17 protein-coding genes are annotated in these 14,912 nt (G+C 60.1%); 7 read left to right on the top strand and 10 right to left on the bottom strand.

Annotation, left to right across the window (positions count from 1 at the left end):
* Positions 1–20 precede the first annotated feature (20 nt).
* Both AACT07_RS17715 and rpoE read right to left on the bottom strand, forming a co-directional pair.
* Positions 21–623 carry a sigma-E factor negative regulatory protein gene (locus AACT07_RS17715; RefSeq protein ID WP_069529234.1) on the bottom strand — a complete coding sequence of 201 codons (603 nt, stop codon included), beginning with the start codon at positions 621–623 and terminating at the stop codon, positions 21–23.
* Positions 624–645: 22 nt separating this feature from the next.
* A complete protein-coding gene (gene rpoE / locus AACT07_RS17710) occupies positions 646–1,227 on the bottom strand; it encodes an RNA polymerase sigma factor RpoE (RefSeq protein ID WP_069529232.1) in 582 nt (193 codons plus the stop codon).
* 182 nt (positions 1,228–1,409) lie between these two features.
* Here rpoE and nadB point away from each other — a divergent pair, with 182 nt between their 5' ends.
* Positions 1,410–3,017, top strand: coding sequence for an L-aspartate oxidase (gene nadB, locus AACT07_RS17705; RefSeq protein WP_005354382.1), 1,608 nt, complete (start codon positions 1,410–1,412; stop codon positions 3,015–3,017).
* 154 nt (positions 3,018–3,171) lie between these two features.
* On the opposite strand, the gene AACT07_RS17700 is transcribed toward nadB, so the two are convergent.
* Both AACT07_RS17700 and AACT07_RS17695 read right to left on the bottom strand, forming a co-directional pair.
* The gene (locus AACT07_RS17700) at positions 3,172–3,564 is read right to left on the bottom strand and encodes a protein YgfX (RefSeq protein WP_069529231.1); all 393 of its coding nucleotides are present in this window, start codon (positions 3,562–3,564) and stop codon (positions 3,172–3,174) included.
* A gap of 19 nt (positions 3,565–3,583) precedes the next feature.
* Positions 3,584–3,853 carry an FAD assembly factor SdhE gene (locus tag AACT07_RS17695; protein WP_005335417.1) on the bottom strand — a complete coding sequence of 90 codons (270 nt, stop codon included), beginning with the start codon at positions 3,851–3,853 and terminating at the stop codon, positions 3,584–3,586.
* 111 nt (positions 3,854–3,964) lie between these two features.
* Here AACT07_RS17695 and ygfZ point away from each other — a divergent pair, with 111 nt between their 5' ends.
* Positions 3,965–4,873 (top strand): tRNA-modifying protein YgfZ, encoded by a 909-nt coding sequence (ygfZ, locus tag AACT07_RS17690; RefSeq protein ID WP_069529229.1) that lies wholly within the window; start codon positions 3,965–3,967, stop codon positions 4,871–4,873.
* Between the two features lie 6 nt (positions 4,874–4,879).
* On the opposite strand, the gene AACT07_RS17685 is transcribed toward ygfZ, so the two are convergent.
* The gene (locus AACT07_RS17685; RefSeq protein ID WP_042080104.1) at positions 4,880–5,761 is read right to left on the bottom strand and encodes a LysR family transcriptional regulator; all 882 of its coding nucleotides are present in this window, start codon (positions 5,759–5,761) and stop codon (positions 4,880–4,882) included.
* A gap of 125 nt (positions 5,762–5,886) precedes the next feature.
* Between AACT07_RS17685 and AACT07_RS17680 the strand changes: the two genes are divergently transcribed.
* Positions 5,887–6,333 carry a PACE efflux transporter gene (locus AACT07_RS17680; protein ID WP_047436069.1) on the top strand — a complete coding sequence of 149 codons (447 nt, stop codon included), beginning with the start codon at positions 5,887–5,889 and terminating at the stop codon, positions 6,331–6,333.
* Between the two features lie 162 nt (positions 6,334–6,495).
* On the opposite strand, the gene AACT07_RS17675 is transcribed toward AACT07_RS17680, so the two are convergent.
* Positions 6,496–6,852: a hypothetical protein gene (locus AACT07_RS17675; RefSeq protein WP_069529227.1), complete on the bottom strand. Its 357-nt coding sequence runs from the start codon at positions 6,850–6,852 to the stop codon at positions 6,496–6,498.
* Positions 6,853–7,096: 244 nt separating this feature from the next.
* Between AACT07_RS17675 and cutA the strand changes: the two genes are divergently transcribed.
* From cutA to AACT07_RS17655, 4 genes are all read left to right on the top strand, one after another.
* Positions 7,097–7,414: a divalent-cation tolerance protein CutA gene (gene cutA, locus AACT07_RS17670; protein ID WP_069529225.1), complete on the top strand. Its 318-nt coding sequence runs from the start codon at positions 7,097–7,099 to the stop codon at positions 7,412–7,414.
* Positions 7,411–9,210 carry a protein-disulfide reductase DsbD gene (locus AACT07_RS17665; protein ID WP_069529224.1) on the top strand — a complete coding sequence of 600 codons (1,800 nt, stop codon included), beginning with the start codon at positions 7,411–7,413 and terminating at the stop codon, positions 9,208–9,210. Before cutA ends, AACT07_RS17665 begins: the two co-directional genes overlap by 4 nt.
* Positions 9,200–9,691 carry a GNAT family N-acetyltransferase gene (locus tag AACT07_RS17660; protein WP_069529222.1) on the top strand — a complete coding sequence of 164 codons (492 nt, stop codon included), beginning with the start codon at positions 9,200–9,202 and terminating at the stop codon, positions 9,689–9,691. Before AACT07_RS17665 ends, AACT07_RS17660 begins: the two co-directional genes overlap by 11 nt.
* Positions 9,692–9,761: 70 nt before the next feature.
* The gene (locus AACT07_RS17655) at positions 9,762–10,175 is read left to right on the top strand and encodes a hypothetical protein (RefSeq protein WP_069529220.1); all 414 of its coding nucleotides are present in this window, start codon (positions 9,762–9,764) and stop codon (positions 10,173–10,175) included.
* Between the two features lie 54 nt (positions 10,176–10,229).
* On the opposite strand, the gene AACT07_RS17650 is transcribed toward AACT07_RS17655, so the two are convergent.
* From AACT07_RS17650 to AACT07_RS17635, 4 genes are all read right to left on the bottom strand, one after another.
* Positions 10,230–10,817, bottom strand: a complete 588-nt coding sequence (locus AACT07_RS17650) for a hypothetical protein (RefSeq protein WP_069529219.1) — start codon at positions 10,815–10,817, stop codon at positions 10,230–10,232.
* Positions 10,818–11,053: 236 nt separating this feature from the next.
* On the bottom strand, positions 11,054–12,358 hold the full coding sequence (locus AACT07_RS17645) for an NAD(P)/FAD-dependent oxidoreductase (RefSeq protein WP_139123874.1): 1,305 nt from the start codon (positions 12,356–12,358) through the stop codon (positions 11,054–11,056).
* Between the two features lie 159 nt (positions 12,359–12,517).
* Positions 12,518–13,597 (bottom strand): class II fructose-bisphosphate aldolase, encoded by a 1,080-nt coding sequence (gene fbaA, locus AACT07_RS17640; RefSeq protein ID WP_005340963.1) that lies wholly within the window; start codon positions 13,595–13,597, stop codon positions 12,518–12,520.
* 115 nt (positions 13,598–13,712) lie between these two features.
* The gene (locus tag AACT07_RS17635; protein ID WP_041210638.1) at positions 13,713–14,876 is read right to left on the bottom strand and encodes a phosphoglycerate kinase; all 1,164 of its coding nucleotides are present in this window, start codon (positions 14,874–14,876) and stop codon (positions 13,713–13,715) included.
* Positions 14,877–14,912: the final 36 nt, after the last annotated feature.

Below are 14,912 nucleotides of genomic sequence, written 5' to 3'. Positions count from 1 at the left end.
TTTGTATCCCTGACAATTCGTTATTGTTGGATCTGTCTGTCTTGCAACAGGCGCTGCTGCAACTGGTGGTCACGCAAGAAGGCGTTAATCCGCTCCCGCTGCTCCTGCATCTGCTGTTCGGTCAGCCCCTGCTGACGGGCACGGGCGCCGTCCTGTTGCGGATAGTGAACACTCACCGGCGCCGCACTGCCACCGATTGGAATGGTATTGAGCACCGGATTGGCCGGAACGCCATCCTGCCCCTGATACTGCTGCACCCCGAAGATAACGGCAGCGGCCACAGATGCCGCAATGGCATATTGACCCAGCTGCTGACCGACACGGCGGAACAACGGAACCACATTGGAATCAGTCTTGACCGGAGCAACGGCAGGTTGCAGCACGAGAGCCGTCTCGACCGGCTTGGGTGCCAGTATGGTGGGCTCATCCTCCAGCGCAGCCATAATGCTGTCACTGAGATCCAGTTGCAGATTGACCGGCAGGTCACCCCGCATGGCATCGCCGATCAGGTGGTAACGACCCCAGGTATCTTGCAAGTCGGAGTCCATCTCCAGCTCGTTCAGTACCTCTGCGTCACTCAGGTCACCATCCATCAGGGCAGAGATTTGCTCTTTATTTGCCATAAGTTAACCCGTCTTTCCCCAGTTAATTCTCGATCAGAGGTTGCAGCTTTTTATCGATTGCTTCCCTCGCCCGGAAGATACGGGATCTGACCGTACCCACTGGGCAATCCATGATTTCGGCAATCTCTTCGTAGCTCAGCCCTTCCAGTTCGCGAAGGGTGATAGCTGTCCTCAAGTCTTCCGGCAATGACTCTATGGCTGAAAACACGGTGCGTTTGATCTCGTCAGTCAGCGCCAGGTTTTCGGGGGTTGAGACCTCTTGCAAGGCTTCACCGCCGCCATAAGACTCCGCTTCGTCAGCCTCCACATCACTGCTGGGCGGCCTGCGCCCCTGGGAGGTGAGATAATTCTTCGCCGTGTTCACGGCAATTCGGTACAACCAGGTGTAAAAAGCACTTTCGCCACGGAATGTCGGCAATGCACGGTAGGCTTTTATAAAGGCCTCTTGCGCCACATCGGGCACATCACCGGGATTGTTGACATACCTGGCAACCAGGTTGACCACCTTATGCTGGTATTTTTTTACCAACAGGTTGAAAGCTGCTTTATCGCCGCGCTGGACCCGTTCAACCAGCTGTTCGTCCAGTAGATTCTGGTCGCTCATCAGAGCCGTAAAACCCCCATCAGGTTATCGTTTTTCTTTTCCGGCCCTTCCTAAGCGCACAAGTTCAGACAGGGAGAATCAGAGAAAGTTCGCTTCAATTGAAAAAAATGTGATGCAGGCTGCATCCTCGCCCTCGCTTGGGCTACCATGGTGCCAGTTCTTAATCCAGGCCAATGATACTTATGAAAGCAAGTGTTGAATACCTTTGCGATGTACTGATCATTGGCAGCGGTGCCGCTGGTTTGTCCCTCGCGTTGCGATTGGCAGACCACGCCAAAGTCCTGGTTCTGAGCAAGGGGCCCATCAGTGAAGGGGCCACTTTCTATGCGCAAGGAGGCATCGCTGCCGTTTTCGACGAAACCGACAGCATCGAATCCCACGTGAGCGACACGCTCAACGCGGGCGCCGGGTTGTGTGACCCGGCAGTGGTCGAGTTCACCGCTCGCCACGCCCGCGAATCCATACAGTGGCTCATCCAGCAAGGGGTCCCCTTCGATCAGGAGGAGAACGCCGACGGTGAATCCCAGTACCACCTCACCCGCGAAGGGGGCCACAGCCATCGTCGCATCTTCCACGCGGCGGATGCCACCGGCAAGGCGGTGCAACTGACCCTGATCGATCAGGTGCGCGCTCACCCCAATATCCAGTTGATGGAGCGCTTCAACGCGGTCGACCTCATCACCACCCGCAAGCTCAACCTGCCGGGCAACAAGGTGCTGGGCGCCTACGTCTGGAACCGCAACGCCGAGCAGGTCGAGGTGATCCGCGCCCGTTTCGTGGCACTGGCCACCGGTGGTGCTTCCAAGGTCTACCAGTACACCTCCAACCCGGATGTGAGCTCTGGCGATGGTATCGCCATGGCATGGCGGGCCGGTTGCCGGGTGGCGAACCTGGAGTTCAACCAGTTCCACCCCACCAGCCTGTTCCACCCGGACGACCCCAACTTCCTGCTGACCGAAGCGCTGCGTGGCGAGGGGGCCTATCTGCGCCGCCCGGACGGCAGCCGCTTTATGCCGGAGTTTGACGAGCGGGCCGAGCTGGCACCGCGCGATATTGTCGCCCGCGCCATCGACCACGAGATGAAGCGGCTCGGGGCGGATTGCATGTATCTGGACATCAGCCACAAACCGGCCGATTTCATCATCAAGCACTTCCCGACCATTTATGAGCGCTGCCTCGCGGTCGGCATCGACATCACCAAGGAGCCGATGCCCATCGTGCCGGCCGCCCACTACACCTGTGGTGGCGTGATGATCGACAACAACGGCCAGACCGATATCCCCGGCCTATACGCCATCGGCGAAGTGACCTACACCGGTCTGCACGGCGCCAACCGCATGGCCTCCAACTCCCTGCTGGAATGCGTGGTCTATGCCCATCAGGCGGGTGCCGACATTCTGGCCAAGCTGCCGATGAGTGTGGAGCCGCCGCGCCTGCCGGTGTGGGACGAGAGCAAAGTGGAAGATTCCGACGAACTGGTGGTGATCCAGCACAACTGGCACGAACTGCGGTTGATGATGTGGGACTACGTGGGGATAGTGCGTACCAACAAACGCCTGGCCCGCGCCAAGCGCCGCATCGACCTGCTCAAGCAGGAGGTGCAGGAGTACTACGCCAACTTCCGCGTCTCCAACAACCTGCTGGAGCTGCGCAACCTGCTACAGGTGGCCGAGCTTATCGTCAACTGCGCCCTGCAGCGCAAGGAGTCTCGCGGCCTGCACTACAACCTGGATTATCCGGATATGCTGCCGGACTCCAAACCGACTGTGCTGACCCCGGAACGGGATTAATTCCCTTCCCGCAAAGCGTTGCAGCAATCAGTGACCCCGCCCCGGCGGGGTCACTTGTTTTCAACCGTTTTTCAGCCACAAAAAGAGTGTCGCCAGCCACATGGCAACAGCTTATCGCGATAAATCAGCGCATGGTCATCACGGAAAGCAGGCATCAGCGCCGAGACGGCAGAAAGTGGATGGCTCGCGCCAGCAGGCGGTAATGTTCGGGGGGAAGGGCATCGGAGAAGATCCACAGTTGCCGTGGCGACACGGCTCCACTCTCTTGCGGCTCGGGACAAAGCGCCAGCCTGAGCACGCCGGGCAGAATGCGGCTTTTCTTGTCGAGCTGATAGCGGCGACCTTGCCACTGCAACCACTGACCATCCCAGACGAGCTCGAACGGGGGCTCGGCGAGCGCACGCCAACTCAGCCAGAGCGCCACCAGCCAGACGGGCAGCCACAGTGCCCACTGCCAACAGGCAATCAGGCCAGCCACCGGCCAGAGCAGCAACAAAAAGAGGCCCACCAGCAAACATTGCTGATGGCGGGAGGGGTGAACCGTCATGATCACCCGCTCCACGGTATTACCCCTGGCGGTCGTGGCGCGCCTGATTGCGCTCCAGGATCATCGGGATCATGGCGGCAAATGCGGGATCGGCAGGTACACCATGACCCATGCACCATTTGAACAGATCCGGATCGTCGCTCGCCAGCAGGCGGATAAAGGTCTGCTGATCGGCTTCGCTCAGGGAGTCGAACTCGTGTTCGAAAAAGGGCATAAAGATCACATCCAGCTCGAGCATACCGCGACGGCAGGCCCACTTCAGGCGGGATTTTTCAACTGGGCTCAACATGGCACTCTCCTTACAAAGACCGGGGGATGGTACCAGCTGGATTTTCCGGCTGACAAACATTAGTTACGTCTTTACCATGCAGCTCACATACTTTCTCTCTGGAATACCATCGTGAGCCTGCAACCACCTGTTTTTCCTGCCGAGCCGACCCGCTTCTCCCTGACCAAGCTGGCCATCACCCGTATCAGCGGCCAGGATCGCGCCAAATATCTGCAAGGTCAGGTCACCTGTGATGTCAACGCCCTGCAACCGGGGCAACAGACCCCGGGCGGCCACTGTGATCCCAAGGGCAAGCTGTGGAGCAATTTCCGCCTGCTCTGCCTCGACGACAGCCTGCTGCTGCTGACCAGCCCCTCTGTACTGGAGCGTCAGTTGCCGGAGCTGAAGAAATTTGCCGTCTTCTCCAAGGTCGAGATCGCCGCCGATGAACGCCACGCCACCGGGATCGCCGGTGCGGGCAGCGATGAGTGGATCGCCGCGCAATTTGGCCTTCTGCAGAGCGGTCTGATCGACGGCGGCATGGCGGTGAAGATTGAACAGGATCGCTGGCTGCTAGTAAGCAATCAGCAAGCCGACGCCCTGCCGCAAGGTGACGAGTCACTCTGGTGGGGGCTCGAGATCAAGGCGGGCCTGCCACACATGGAAGCGGTGCATCAGGGGGAGTTCATCCCGCAGATGCTCAACCTGCAGGCACTGGACGGCATCAGCTTCAACAAGGGCTGCTACATGGGGCAGGAGACGGTGGCCCGCGCCAAGTATCGCGGCGCCAACAACCGCGCCCTGTTCCTGCTGGCGGGCAGTGCCAGTGAGCCGGTCAATGCGGGCGATACCCTGGAGCTGCAACTGGGTGACAACTGGCGCCGCAGCGGCATGGTGCTCAACGCCTGGCAACAGGCCGGGCAGGTGTGGCTCACCGCCGTACTGCCGAAAGATACCGAGGCTGACGCCCAATTCCGCCTCAAGCAGGACGAAGGCTCCCGCCTCACCCTGCAACCCCTGCCTTACGCCCTTACCGAGTAAGGTCGGCTAGCGAGGCACCCGCGCCAGCAGTGCCTCCTTCAGCCAGCGCCCCGCCTGCCCCAGCGGGCGGGCGCGATGCCACTGCAGCTCCAGCGCCAACGCATGGCTGGCGATAAAGTCCGGCTCCAGCACCACGACTTCGCCCCGCTTCAGCGGCTGATGCAGCAGAAATTCCGGGATAGCGGACCAGCCAAGGCCCCGCTTGACCAGCTCCAGCACCCCGAGATCCCCCTCGACCCACCACACCTGAGCCGAGATGCGAAAACGCTGACGCTCGCTCCCTTCCCGTCGGCCGGTCACCATCAGCTGGCGTGCCCCCTGCAGATCGACCTCCCGCAGCGGCTGCTTGCGGGCCAGCGGATGATCCGGTGACACCACCAGCGGCATGGTCACCTCCCCCAGCGAACGGGCGACAATCTCCCGCTGGGGATGCACCTTCTGATAACTGATGCCGAGCTGGGCCCGCCCAGTAACCAACATCTCGGTCACATCTTCCATCAGCGGGAAGAGCAGCTCCAGCTCCACGGTCGGGTAGCGAGTGGCGAACTCCTCCAGCAGGGTGCCGAGCCAGGGGAGGTGGGAGTCATCATCGATGGCCAGAGTGAGGCGCGTCTCCACCCCGGCCGCCAGCTCCCCGGCAATGGACTGCAACCGTTCACTCTGCGCCAGCAGGATCCCCGCCTCCTGCACCATGCGGGCCCCCGCCTCCGTCAGCTGCGGATAGCGGCCGCTGCGGTCAAACAGGGTGAGCGCCAGATCGATCTCCAGATTGGCGATGGCGCTGCTCACCACCGACTGCGCCTTGCCCAGCTTGCGGGCGGCAGCGGAAAACGAGCCGGTTTCGGCGGCCGCCAGCAAGATCCTCAGTTGTTCCAGTGATGGCGTCATCTTATGGCCCTCCGGCAAGCCCTCTCATCCATCTATTTTAGCGATGGATACCAACATGAATCTATCGCTAAAGATCTATAGATTAACCAGCAATCCGTGAATGAACCTGATTGAGAGAGTGACTTATGCGTACCCGTAACGATCGCCTGCGCCATGCCATTGGCTTTGAATTCATTGGCCTGCTGATTGCCGCCCCGCTGGCCAGCTGGGTTACCGGGGTAGGGCTCAACCATATGGGCCCGCTGGCACTGTTCTTCTCGGTGCTGGCCACCGTCTGGAACTACATCTACAACATCGGGGTCGACAAGCTGCTGCTGAAGTATCAGGGCCATACCCACAAGACCCTGTGGCAACGGGTGCTGCATACCTTCGGCTTTGAGGGCGGTCTGCTGATCGTCGCGCTGCCGGTCATGTCCTGGTGGCTGAGCGTCAGCCTGCTGGAGGCGCTGGTGCTGGATCTGGGCTTCGTCGTCTTCTATCTGATCTATGCCTTCGTCTACAACTGGGGCTATGACAAGGTGTTCCCCATCCCCCGCGAAGTGCCGCACGGCATGCCACAAGAGGCGCGCTAAGGCACGAATCAGTTGGATTGAAACCGGGAAGTGAAGGGCAACAAGGGAAGGCAACAGAAGAAACGACACGGCCCCATCATGGCAGACATGATGGGGCCGCAAGAGGGATCAGCGCTGGCAGGCCGGCTGATTCAGAGGTAAGGATTCAGGCCTGCCCGTCGTTCAAGCCTGGGCTTTGAGCTCTTCGCCGCTCTCGTCAGTTGCGACAGCCTCTTCAGGCTGCGCCTGGGCGGCCTGCAGCGCTTCCAGCTCGCTCTGATAATCGCTCAGGATCTGCTGGGCAACTGCCATATCTCCCTTGTGTTTGCGCTCGAACAGATGGTGCTGCACCACGCCGTTGAGATACTCCACCGTGATGGGCTGCTCCAGGGTGGCCATCAGCTCCTCTTTCTCCAGCTCGGCATTGATTTCATCGGCGGTCGTGCGCAGCAGCCCGGCCAATTGAACCAACATGCGGCGCTCACCTTCGCGCAGCAGGCTCAACATGCGGTTTCTCTGCTGCTCATTCTGTTGGGTCATACATTTCCTTACGTCAATTGGGAACAAGCCCGCTCATTCTGCCCTGTCCCCATGACAGCGTCTATCTCATGCCCCCCACAAATTTTTGGCGCTGGCTCACAAATGGCTACAGATGCTATTTGAAGCGGCTCTGGGGTATAGTAGCCGCTGATTTTCAGGCGCTTTTTTCACCTTCATCCGCAGAAAAGGATGACACGGCAAGGGCGCCTGCCCGGTTTACCCCAACGAGGTGAAGATCCGCTTTATGACCGACGCCATTGTGGTGCTCTGCACCTGCCCAGATCAAACCAGTGCCGACCTTCTCTGCGAACAGCTGCTGAACCTGCGGTTGGCCGCCTGCATCAATCAACTGCCGGGCGTCACCTCCGTCTATCGTTGGCAAGGCAAGGTGGAGCGCGCCACCGAGATCCAGCTCATCATCAAATCCCGCCAATCGCGCTTTGCCGAGCTGCAGGCATGTATTCAAGCCAATCACCCTTATGAGGTGCCCGAGCTGCTGGCCCTGCCGGTGAGTGCCGGACTACCTGCCTATCTCGACTGGATCAATGGGGAGACCTCATGACGTTCACCCGCTTGCTCTCTCCCCTGCTGCTGCTCTGTGCCCTGCTGATGGCAACAGTGGGCAGCTCCCCAGCCCACGCCAGCGGAGCCGATCTGCTCAGCTCGCTAGGCATTGAGGCCAACGCCAAACCCAAATTTTTACAGGTCGATGAGGCCTTTCAGATCGAGAGCGAACAGCGTGGCGATCAGCTGCTGCTAACCCTCCACATCGCCGACGATTACTACCTCTATCGCCACAGCCTGCGCTTCAAGGGGAACAACCTCACCTTCAGCGAGCCGACCCTGCCAGAAGGCACCGAGCACGAGGATGACTTCTTCGGCAAGACCCGAGTCTACTACCAGCAGGTGAGCATCGCGGTGCCGCTCAAAGAAGTGGGCGACGGCGCCACCCTGCGGGTGCGCTATCAGGGCTGTACCGACGGCCTCTGCTACCCGCCGACCGACAAACTGATCGACGTGGCCCCGCTGGTCACGGCAACCACCGCACCCACTGCTGAAACGGCACAAAGCGTCGCACCGGTTAGCCAGCAGGATCAGCTGGCCGCCGCCCTCGGCCATCAGGGGTTCTGGCTCAGCATCGTCGCCTTCTTCGCTCTGGGATTGGGGCTCGCCTTCACCCCCTGCGTCTTCCCCATGTATCCCATTCTGACCGGCATCATCGCCGGTGCCGGCCATCGCCTCTCTACCGGTCGCGCCTTCCTGCTCTCCATGGTCTATGTGCAGGGGATGGCGGTCACCTACACCTTGTTGGGGTTGGTGGTCGCCTCGGCGGGTCTGAAATTCCAAGCGGCGCTGCAACATCCCTATGTGCTGATCGCCCTCTCGGTGATGTTCGTGCTGCTGGCCCTCTCCATGTTCGGACTCTATACCCTGCAACTGCCGAGCAGTTTGCAAACCCGTCTTTCCGGCCTCTCCAACCGCCAGCAGGGCGGCTCTGTGGTCGGGGTCGCCATCATGGGGATGATCTCCGGGCTGGTCTGCTCCCCCTGCACCACGGCGCCGCTCTCGGGGGCGCTGATCTACGTGGCCCAGAGCGGCGATCTCTGGCTCGGCGGGGCGGCGCTCTATGCGCTGTCACTGGGGATGGGGCTACCGCTGCTGCTGCTCGGCACCTCGGGTGGCAAGCTGCTGCCCAAAGCAGGCGCCTGGATGGATGTGATCAAGCAACTGTTTGGCTTTGCCCTGCTGGCGGTGCCGATCCTGCTGCTGTCACGGCTCTGGAGCGATCAGATTGCCACTCTCGCCTGGCTCGGCTGGGGGCTGCTGCTGTGCGGCTATCTCTATCACCACAACCAGCACCAGCCCCACTCGGTGGCCAGAAGCGTGCGCGGCTTCGTGCTGTTGCTGGCGATGATCAGCGCCGTGGTAGTGGGCAAGGATCTGCTGCAACCGGCCACCCCTGCTGCCGTCACGGCAGATGCCGGTCAAACGGCACCGCGGTTTATCCGTATCAAGACGCTGGATGATCTCAAGGTGCAGCTGGCCGCCGCCCGCGGCAAACCGGTGCTGCTCGATCTCTACGCCGACTGGTGCGTCGCCTGCAAGGAGTTCGAGCACAAGACCTTCAGCGATCCCGCGGTGAGGGCGCGCTTCGGCCAGATGGTGCTGCTGCAGGCGGATGTCACCGCCAACGACGATGCCGATGTGGAGCTGCTCAACAGCCTCAACGTGCTGGGATTGCCGACCCTCATCTTCTTCGACCGTGAGGGCAAGGAGCTGACAGGGCAGCGGGTCACCGGCTTTATGGGGCCTATCCCCTTTGCCAAACATCTCGAGATGGTAAGTGATGCACACTGAGTTGCGTCGGCTGCAGACAAGCGATGCACCTGCCTTGCAGCGGCTGTTCGAGCAGGCCCCCTCCTATCAGGCGGCGGTGAGCAATGCCCCTCTCTCTGCACAGGCAGGAGAAGAGGAACTTGTCGCCTGCCCATCCGGCCTGCCTCTCTCCGACAAACATCTCATCGGCCGCTGGGAGCAGGGAGAACTCACCGCTGTCATTGATCTGCTGCGCGGCTACCCCAATCCAGACACCGCCTATCTGGGTCTGTTACTGGTGGGGGAACCCTGGCAAGGGAGTGGCCGTGGTCAGTCGCTCTATCTTCACGCCTGCACGCTGGCAAGCTCATGGGGCGCTACCCGGCTTCGCCTGTCAGTGATTGCCAGCAATGAGAGTGCTCTATCCTTCTGGCTGCGCAGAGGGTTCACCGAGTGCTATCGCCGCGAGGTGGCAGGTTATCGGGCCGAGGCCATCGTGCTGGAACGTTCACTGGAACCGTGAGCCGAGGTTTGCCGCCGCGCATTCGCGTGGCACAATCGCCCCTCTCGTTTTGCACTTGTCCGGAGTTTTGATGAAAAAGTGGTTCATCCCCCTGCTAGCCCTCTGGCTTTATGGCTGCAGTGCAGGGCCCGGTGAAGAGGATATCCGCCAGCAGGTCACCGCCAAGCTGCTGGCCGAGACAGACGCCAACCTGTTCGATATCAGCGACTTCACCATCCTCGGCAAGGAGGAGCGGATGGAGGGGGTCTATCTGGTCAAGGTGAGTTACCAGCTCCACTTCAAGCAGGGGCTCGATCAGTTGCAGGTGTTGCACGACGAGGATCTGGTCTACGACCGGGTTGGCCCCTTCCAGCAGGAGATGGGGCTGATGGAGCTCGAGCGCAAATATGGCGAGTTCGAGGCCGGCCAGGTGCTGCCGCAAGAGGCCGAGGTGTGGATGATGAAGGACGAACAGAGCTGGCGGCTGGCGGAACCGGCCCAATAAAGCGCTTGCCGCCCCTTATGCCCTGCAACGGCGGGGCTGCCGTTGCCAACCAGCTCAAACCTGGGTATCGACCCGATACCCTTTTCGCTCGGCAGGTTCGCTCGGCAGCTTGCTGGCCAACCCTGACAGCACCTCCTTGAGGGTGACCCAGCTCTCTGCCGCACCACTGCTCTCCAGCAGCTTGGTCAGCTGGCTCTGCAAGGGATTCACCGCTTCACGCTCGGCTCCTGGCTCGCTCTCTTTGTCCTGTCCGCCCTGCTGATCCAGCGTCTCCAGCAGGCGCTCCAGGTCCCGCTTGAGCGGGTTCTCGCTGCTGTCGGCGATGGCGAGTTTGCGCTGTTCCTGCTCCTGCTGCTGTTGTTGCTGCAATGCCAACTGTTGCTCCTGCTGCTGTTGCAGGGAGCCCATCATGGTGTTGATGAACGCTTCCAGCGAATCCCTGATTGAAACAGTGCCACCGCCGCTGCTCTCCCCTTGCGGTGACAGCCCCAGCTCATCCAGCACAGCACCAAGGTCGCGCACCAGGCTGTCACTGCCCGTTGATGGTGAAGTTGCAGCCCTCTCCTGTGCCTGCACAGCGGGAGAACCCTGCCGTTGCGACAGCGGGCTGGGCCCGCCTGACGCGACCACATTTATCTCCATCTTGGCCCTCCTCTCCCCGTCCTCGGCCCTTTCTCGGCAAATATTCCGGCAATCTGACAACCCCTTGTCCCTTGGCAGATAACCGCTCTCACACCTAAAAGATAGCGCCAATCGGACGAGATTGGCGCGAATGCATCTTTTGGTCTATCGGGCGGAACGATAGTGCTAACCCGCTTTAAACAAGGGCTGGCAAGGGGGCTTAGTTCAGCCATCACTGCACAGGCTGACAATCGGAGTCAGAAGATATCCTTCATCCGGTGCCACAGCATCCCCAGTGCCAACAGCGGGGAGCGCAGCGCCGGGCCGCCGGGGAAGGTGATATGGGGCACGCTGGCAAAGAGATCGAAACCCCGGCTTTCGCCGCGGATCGCCTCGGCTACCAGCTTGCCCGCCATGTGGGTGGCATTGAGGCCGTGCCCCGAGTAGGCCTGGGCGTAGAGCACATTAGGATGCTCCTTGAGACGGCCAATCTGCGGCAGCCGGTTGGCGCCGATCCCGATCATCCCGCCCCACTGGAACTCGATGGCGGTGCCAGCCAACTCGGGGAAGACCCGCAGCATCTTGGGCAACATAAAGGCCTTGATATCCTTCGGGTCTCGCCCCGAATAGTTGCAGGCGCCGCCAAACAGCAGGCGGCCATCGGCAGAGAGGCGGTAGTAGTCGAGCGCCACGTTCTGATCGCACACCGCCATGTTTTGCGGCAGCAATCGCTGGCGCAAGCGGCGATCGAGCACCTCGGTGGCGAGGATGTAGGAGCCCGCGGGCAGCACCCGCCCCCCCAGCTCCGGATTGAGGTCGTTGAGATAGGCGTTGCAGCCGATCACCAGATAATCGGCGGTGACCCGGCCATGAGCCGTGGTCACCTCGACCTGCTTGCCGTAATCGATATGGGTCACTCTGGAGTGTTCAAACAGGGAAACCCCGAGGCTGGCTGCGGCTCGCGCCTCGCCGAGCGCCAGATTGAGGGGATGGAGATGGCCGGAGCCCATGTCGATAAGGCCGCCGATATAGCGATCCGACCCCACCACGCTATGGATATCTTCCCGCGGCACCAGTTTGAGTTCGTGCTCATAGCCAAGGCTCGCCAGATGGTCGAGATCCTCCTCGAAACCTGCCAGATGGCGCTGACGGGTGGCCAGATCGCAGTAACCCCAGGTGAGGTCGCAGTCGATATTGAAACGCTCAACCCGCTCGCGCACCAGCTGCACCGCCTCCAGCCCCATCAGGTCGAGTTCGCGCCCCCCTTCCTCACCAATCCAGCGGGCGAACTGGCTGGTATCGTGACCGATACCGCGAATAAGCTGGCCGCCGTTGCGCCCAGAGGCGCCCCAGCCGATACGGTTGGCCTCCAGCAAGGCGACCTTGTAACCGGCATCAGCCAGATTGATGGCGGTATTGAGACCGGTAAAGCCGCCGCCGATGATGCAGACGTCAGCCTTGTGCTCCCCCTCCAGCTCGGGCCACTGTTGCGAGTCGTTGCGGGTGGCCGCGTAGTAGGAGGCGACGTGCTCCTGATATCCGTTGTGCTTTCCTGCCTGCATACTCAGCATCCTGCCTTGGTTGCAAATTGTTTAATAAAATAAGCAAAGTTGTTTCGATAATACCCAGTTCCCCCTCCACTCACCAACCGGTGCGGATCACAGAAATGCAAAAGGCGCCCCGAAGGGCGCCTTTTCATGCAATCAAGGTGCTGTAACGAATTACAGTACGTCGATGGCGTTCAGGTCGGAGAATGCTTTCTCCAGACGAGCGATCATGGAAGTCTGACCTTCACGCAGCCATACGCGCGGATCGTAGTACTTCTTGTTCGGCTTGTCGGCGCCTTCCGGGTTGCCCAGCTGGCCTTGCAGGTAAGCTTCGTTCTTCTTGTAGAAGTTCAGCAGACCTTCCCAGGTTGCCCACTGGGTGTCGGTGTCGATGTTCATCTTCACTACGCCGTAGGAGATGGACTCGCGGATCTCTTCCAGAGTGGAACCTGAACCACCGTGGAATACGAAGTCCAGAGACTTGGCTGGAACGCCGAACTTCTCGGAAACGTACTTCTGGGAAGCGTCCAGGATGGACGGGGTCAGCTTGACGTTACCCGGCTTGTATACACCGTGTACGTTACCGAAGGAGGCAGCGATGGTGAAACGCGGGCTGATCTTGGACAGACGCTCGTAAGCGTAAGCAACATCTTCCGGCTGGGTGTACAGAGCGGACTGATCCATGTGGCTGTTGTCGACACCGTCTTCTTCGCCACCGGTGCAACCCAGTTCCAGCTCCAGAGTCATGTTCATCTTGGCCATGCGGGTCAGGTACTCGCAGCAGATGTCGATGTTCTCTTCCAGAGACTCTTCGGACAGATCCAGCATGTGGGAGGAGAACAGCGGCTTGCCGGTTTCAGCAAAGTGCTTCTCGCCCGCTTCCAGCAGACCGTCGATCCACGGCAGCAGCTTCTTGGCAGCGTGGTCGGTGTGCAGGATTACCGGCACGCCGTAAGCTTCGGCAACAGCGTGAACGTGCTTGGCACCAGAGATGGCACCCAGGATGGCAGCTTTCTGACCTTCCAGCTTCAGACCCTTACCGGCGGTGAACACGGCACCACCGTTGGAGAACTGAACGATAACCGGCGCTTTAACCTTGGCGGCAGCTTCCAGTACGGCGTTCACGGAGTCGGTACCAACGCAGTTTACGGCCGGCAGAGCAAAGCCGTTCTCTTTAGCGATGGCGAACACTTTCTGAACGTCATCACCAGTGATCACGCCGGGTTTTACGAAGTCGAAAATTTTCTTAGACATGTTTAATCGTCCTGTCTCGTATGCCGTTAATAAAAAATGGGGGGTTCATCATGAACCGGCACAGCGGGCACATGATAAACGAAACGGGAGGCTTTTGCCCCCCGTTCCGGGTCAATTAGGCTTTGGCGCGCTGTTCCAGAATCTCAACAGCCGGCAGAACCTTGCCTTCTACGAACTCCAGGAAGGCGCCGCCGCCAGTAGAGATGTAGGAGACTTTGTCAGCGATGCCGAACTTGTCGATGGCAGCCAGGGTGTCACCACCGCCAGCGATGGAGAAGGCCGGAGAAGCAGCGATGGCTTCAGCGATAACCTTGGTGCCTTCAGCGAACTGGTCGAACTCGAACACGCCAACCGGACCGTTCCACAGGATGGTCTTGGCGTTCATGATGATGTCAGCCAGGGCCTTGGCAGAATCCGGGCCGATGTCGAAGATCATGTCGCCGTCGGTCACATCGTTAACAGACTTGATGGTGGCCGGAGTGGACTCGGAGAACTCGGCACCTACAACCACGTCGGTGGTCACAGGAATGTTGGTCTCGGCAGCCAGTTTCTTGGCGGTATCGATCAGATCGTGCTCGCACAGGGACTTGCCGACGTTGTGACCGGCAGCAGCGATGAAGGTGTTGGCGATGCCACCACCGACAACCAGCTGGTCAGCGATCTTGGAGAGGGATTCCAGAACGGTCAGCTTGGTGGAGACCTTGGAGCCGCCAACGATGGCAACCATCGGGCGCTCGGGCTTCAGCATGGCTTTGCCCAGCGCTTCCAGTTCACCAGCCAGCAGCGGGCCGGCACAAGCGACCGGAGCGAACTGGGCAACACCGTAGGTGGAACCTTCGGCGCGGTGAGCAGTACCGAACGCATCCATTACAAAGACGTCACACAGGGCGGCGTATTTTTTGGCCAGCTCTTCGGTGTTCTTCTTCTCGCCTTTGTTGAAACGGCAGTTTTCCAGTACAACCAGCTCACCGGCAGCGACTTCTACGCCATCCAGGTAATCCTTGGCCAGGCGAACCGGGCAGGACAGAGCGTCTTTCAGATAGTTGACAACCGGCAGCAGAGAGAACTCTTCGTTGTACTCGCCTTCGGTCGGACGACCCAGGTGGGAGGTGATCATCAGCTTGGCGCCCTTTTCCAGAGCCAGCTTGATGGTCGGCAGGGTAGCGACGATACGTGCATCGGAGGTGACCTTGCCGTCTTTTACCGGCACGTTCAGGTCAGCACGGATCAGAACGCGTTTGCCCGCCAGATCCAGGTCAGTCATCTTGATAACAGACATATTCAGTCCTCTATATTTTCCAGGTAATGTTAAAAA

It is taken from the genome of Aeromonas sp. ANP5 (assembly GCF_963870295.1).
GTDB classification, from domain to species: domain Bacteria; phylum Pseudomonadota; class Gammaproteobacteria; order Enterobacterales; family Aeromonadaceae; genus Aeromonas; species Aeromonas veronii.
Note: the sequence above shows the minus strand (reverse complement) of the source record. Positions and strands in the feature narration are given on the sequence as shown.

Excerpts from the sequence above, each read along its gene's own strand:
- AACT07_RS17715 (WP_069529234.1), bottom strand. The coding sequence starts at position 623 with ATGGCAAATAAAGAGCAAATCTCTGCCCTGATGGATGGTGACCTGAGT.
- rpoE (WP_069529232.1), bottom strand. The coding sequence starts at position 1,227 with ATGAGCGACCAGAATCTACTGGACGAACAGCTGGTTGAACGGGTCCAG.
- nadB (WP_005354382.1), top strand. The coding sequence starts at position 1,410 with ATGAAAGCAAGTGTTGAATACCTTTGCGATGTACTGATCATTGGCAGC.
- AACT07_RS17700 (WP_069529231.1), bottom strand. The coding sequence starts at position 3,564 with ATGACGGTTCACCCCTCCCGCCATCAGCAATGTTTGCTGGTGGGCCTC.
- AACT07_RS17695 (WP_005335417.1), bottom strand. The coding sequence starts at position 3,853 with ATGTTGAGCCCAGTTGAAAAATCCCGCCTGAAGTGGGCCTGCCGTCGC.
- AACT07_RS17685 (WP_042080104.1), bottom strand. The coding sequence starts at position 5,761 with ATGACGCCATCACTGGAACAACTGAGGATCTTGCTGGCGGCCGCCGAA.
- AACT07_RS17680 (WP_047436069.1), top strand. The coding sequence starts at position 5,887 with ATGCGTACCCGTAACGATCGCCTGCGCCATGCCATTGGCTTTGAATTC.
- AACT07_RS17675 (WP_069529227.1), bottom strand. The coding sequence starts at position 6,852 with ATGACCCAACAGAATGAGCAGCAGAGAAACCGCATGTTGAGCCTGCTG.
- cutA (WP_069529225.1), top strand. The coding sequence starts at position 7,097 with ATGACCGACGCCATTGTGGTGCTCTGCACCTGCCCAGATCAAACCAGT.
- AACT07_RS17665 (WP_069529224.1), top strand. The coding sequence starts at position 7,411 with ATGACGTTCACCCGCTTGCTCTCTCCCCTGCTGCTGCTCTGTGCCCTG.
- AACT07_RS17660 (WP_069529222.1), top strand. The coding sequence starts at position 9,200 with ATGCACACTGAGTTGCGTCGGCTGCAGACAAGCGATGCACCTGCCTTG.
- AACT07_RS17655 (WP_069529220.1), top strand. The coding sequence starts at position 9,762 with ATGAAAAAGTGGTTCATCCCCCTGCTAGCCCTCTGGCTTTATGGCTGC.
- AACT07_RS17650 (WP_069529219.1), bottom strand. The coding sequence starts at position 10,817 with ATGGAGATAAATGTGGTCGCGTCAGGCGGGCCCAGCCCGCTGTCGCAA.
- AACT07_RS17645 (WP_139123874.1), bottom strand. The coding sequence starts at position 12,358 with ATGCAGGCAGGAAAGCACAACGGATATCAGGAGCACGTCGCCTCCTAC.
- fbaA (WP_005340963.1), bottom strand. The coding sequence starts at position 13,597 with ATGTCTAAGAAAATTTTCGACTTCGTAAAACCCGGCGTGATCACTGGT.
- AACT07_RS17635 (WP_041210638.1), bottom strand. The coding sequence starts at position 14,876 with ATGTCTGTTATCAAGATGACTGACCTGGATCTGGCGGGCAAACGCGTT.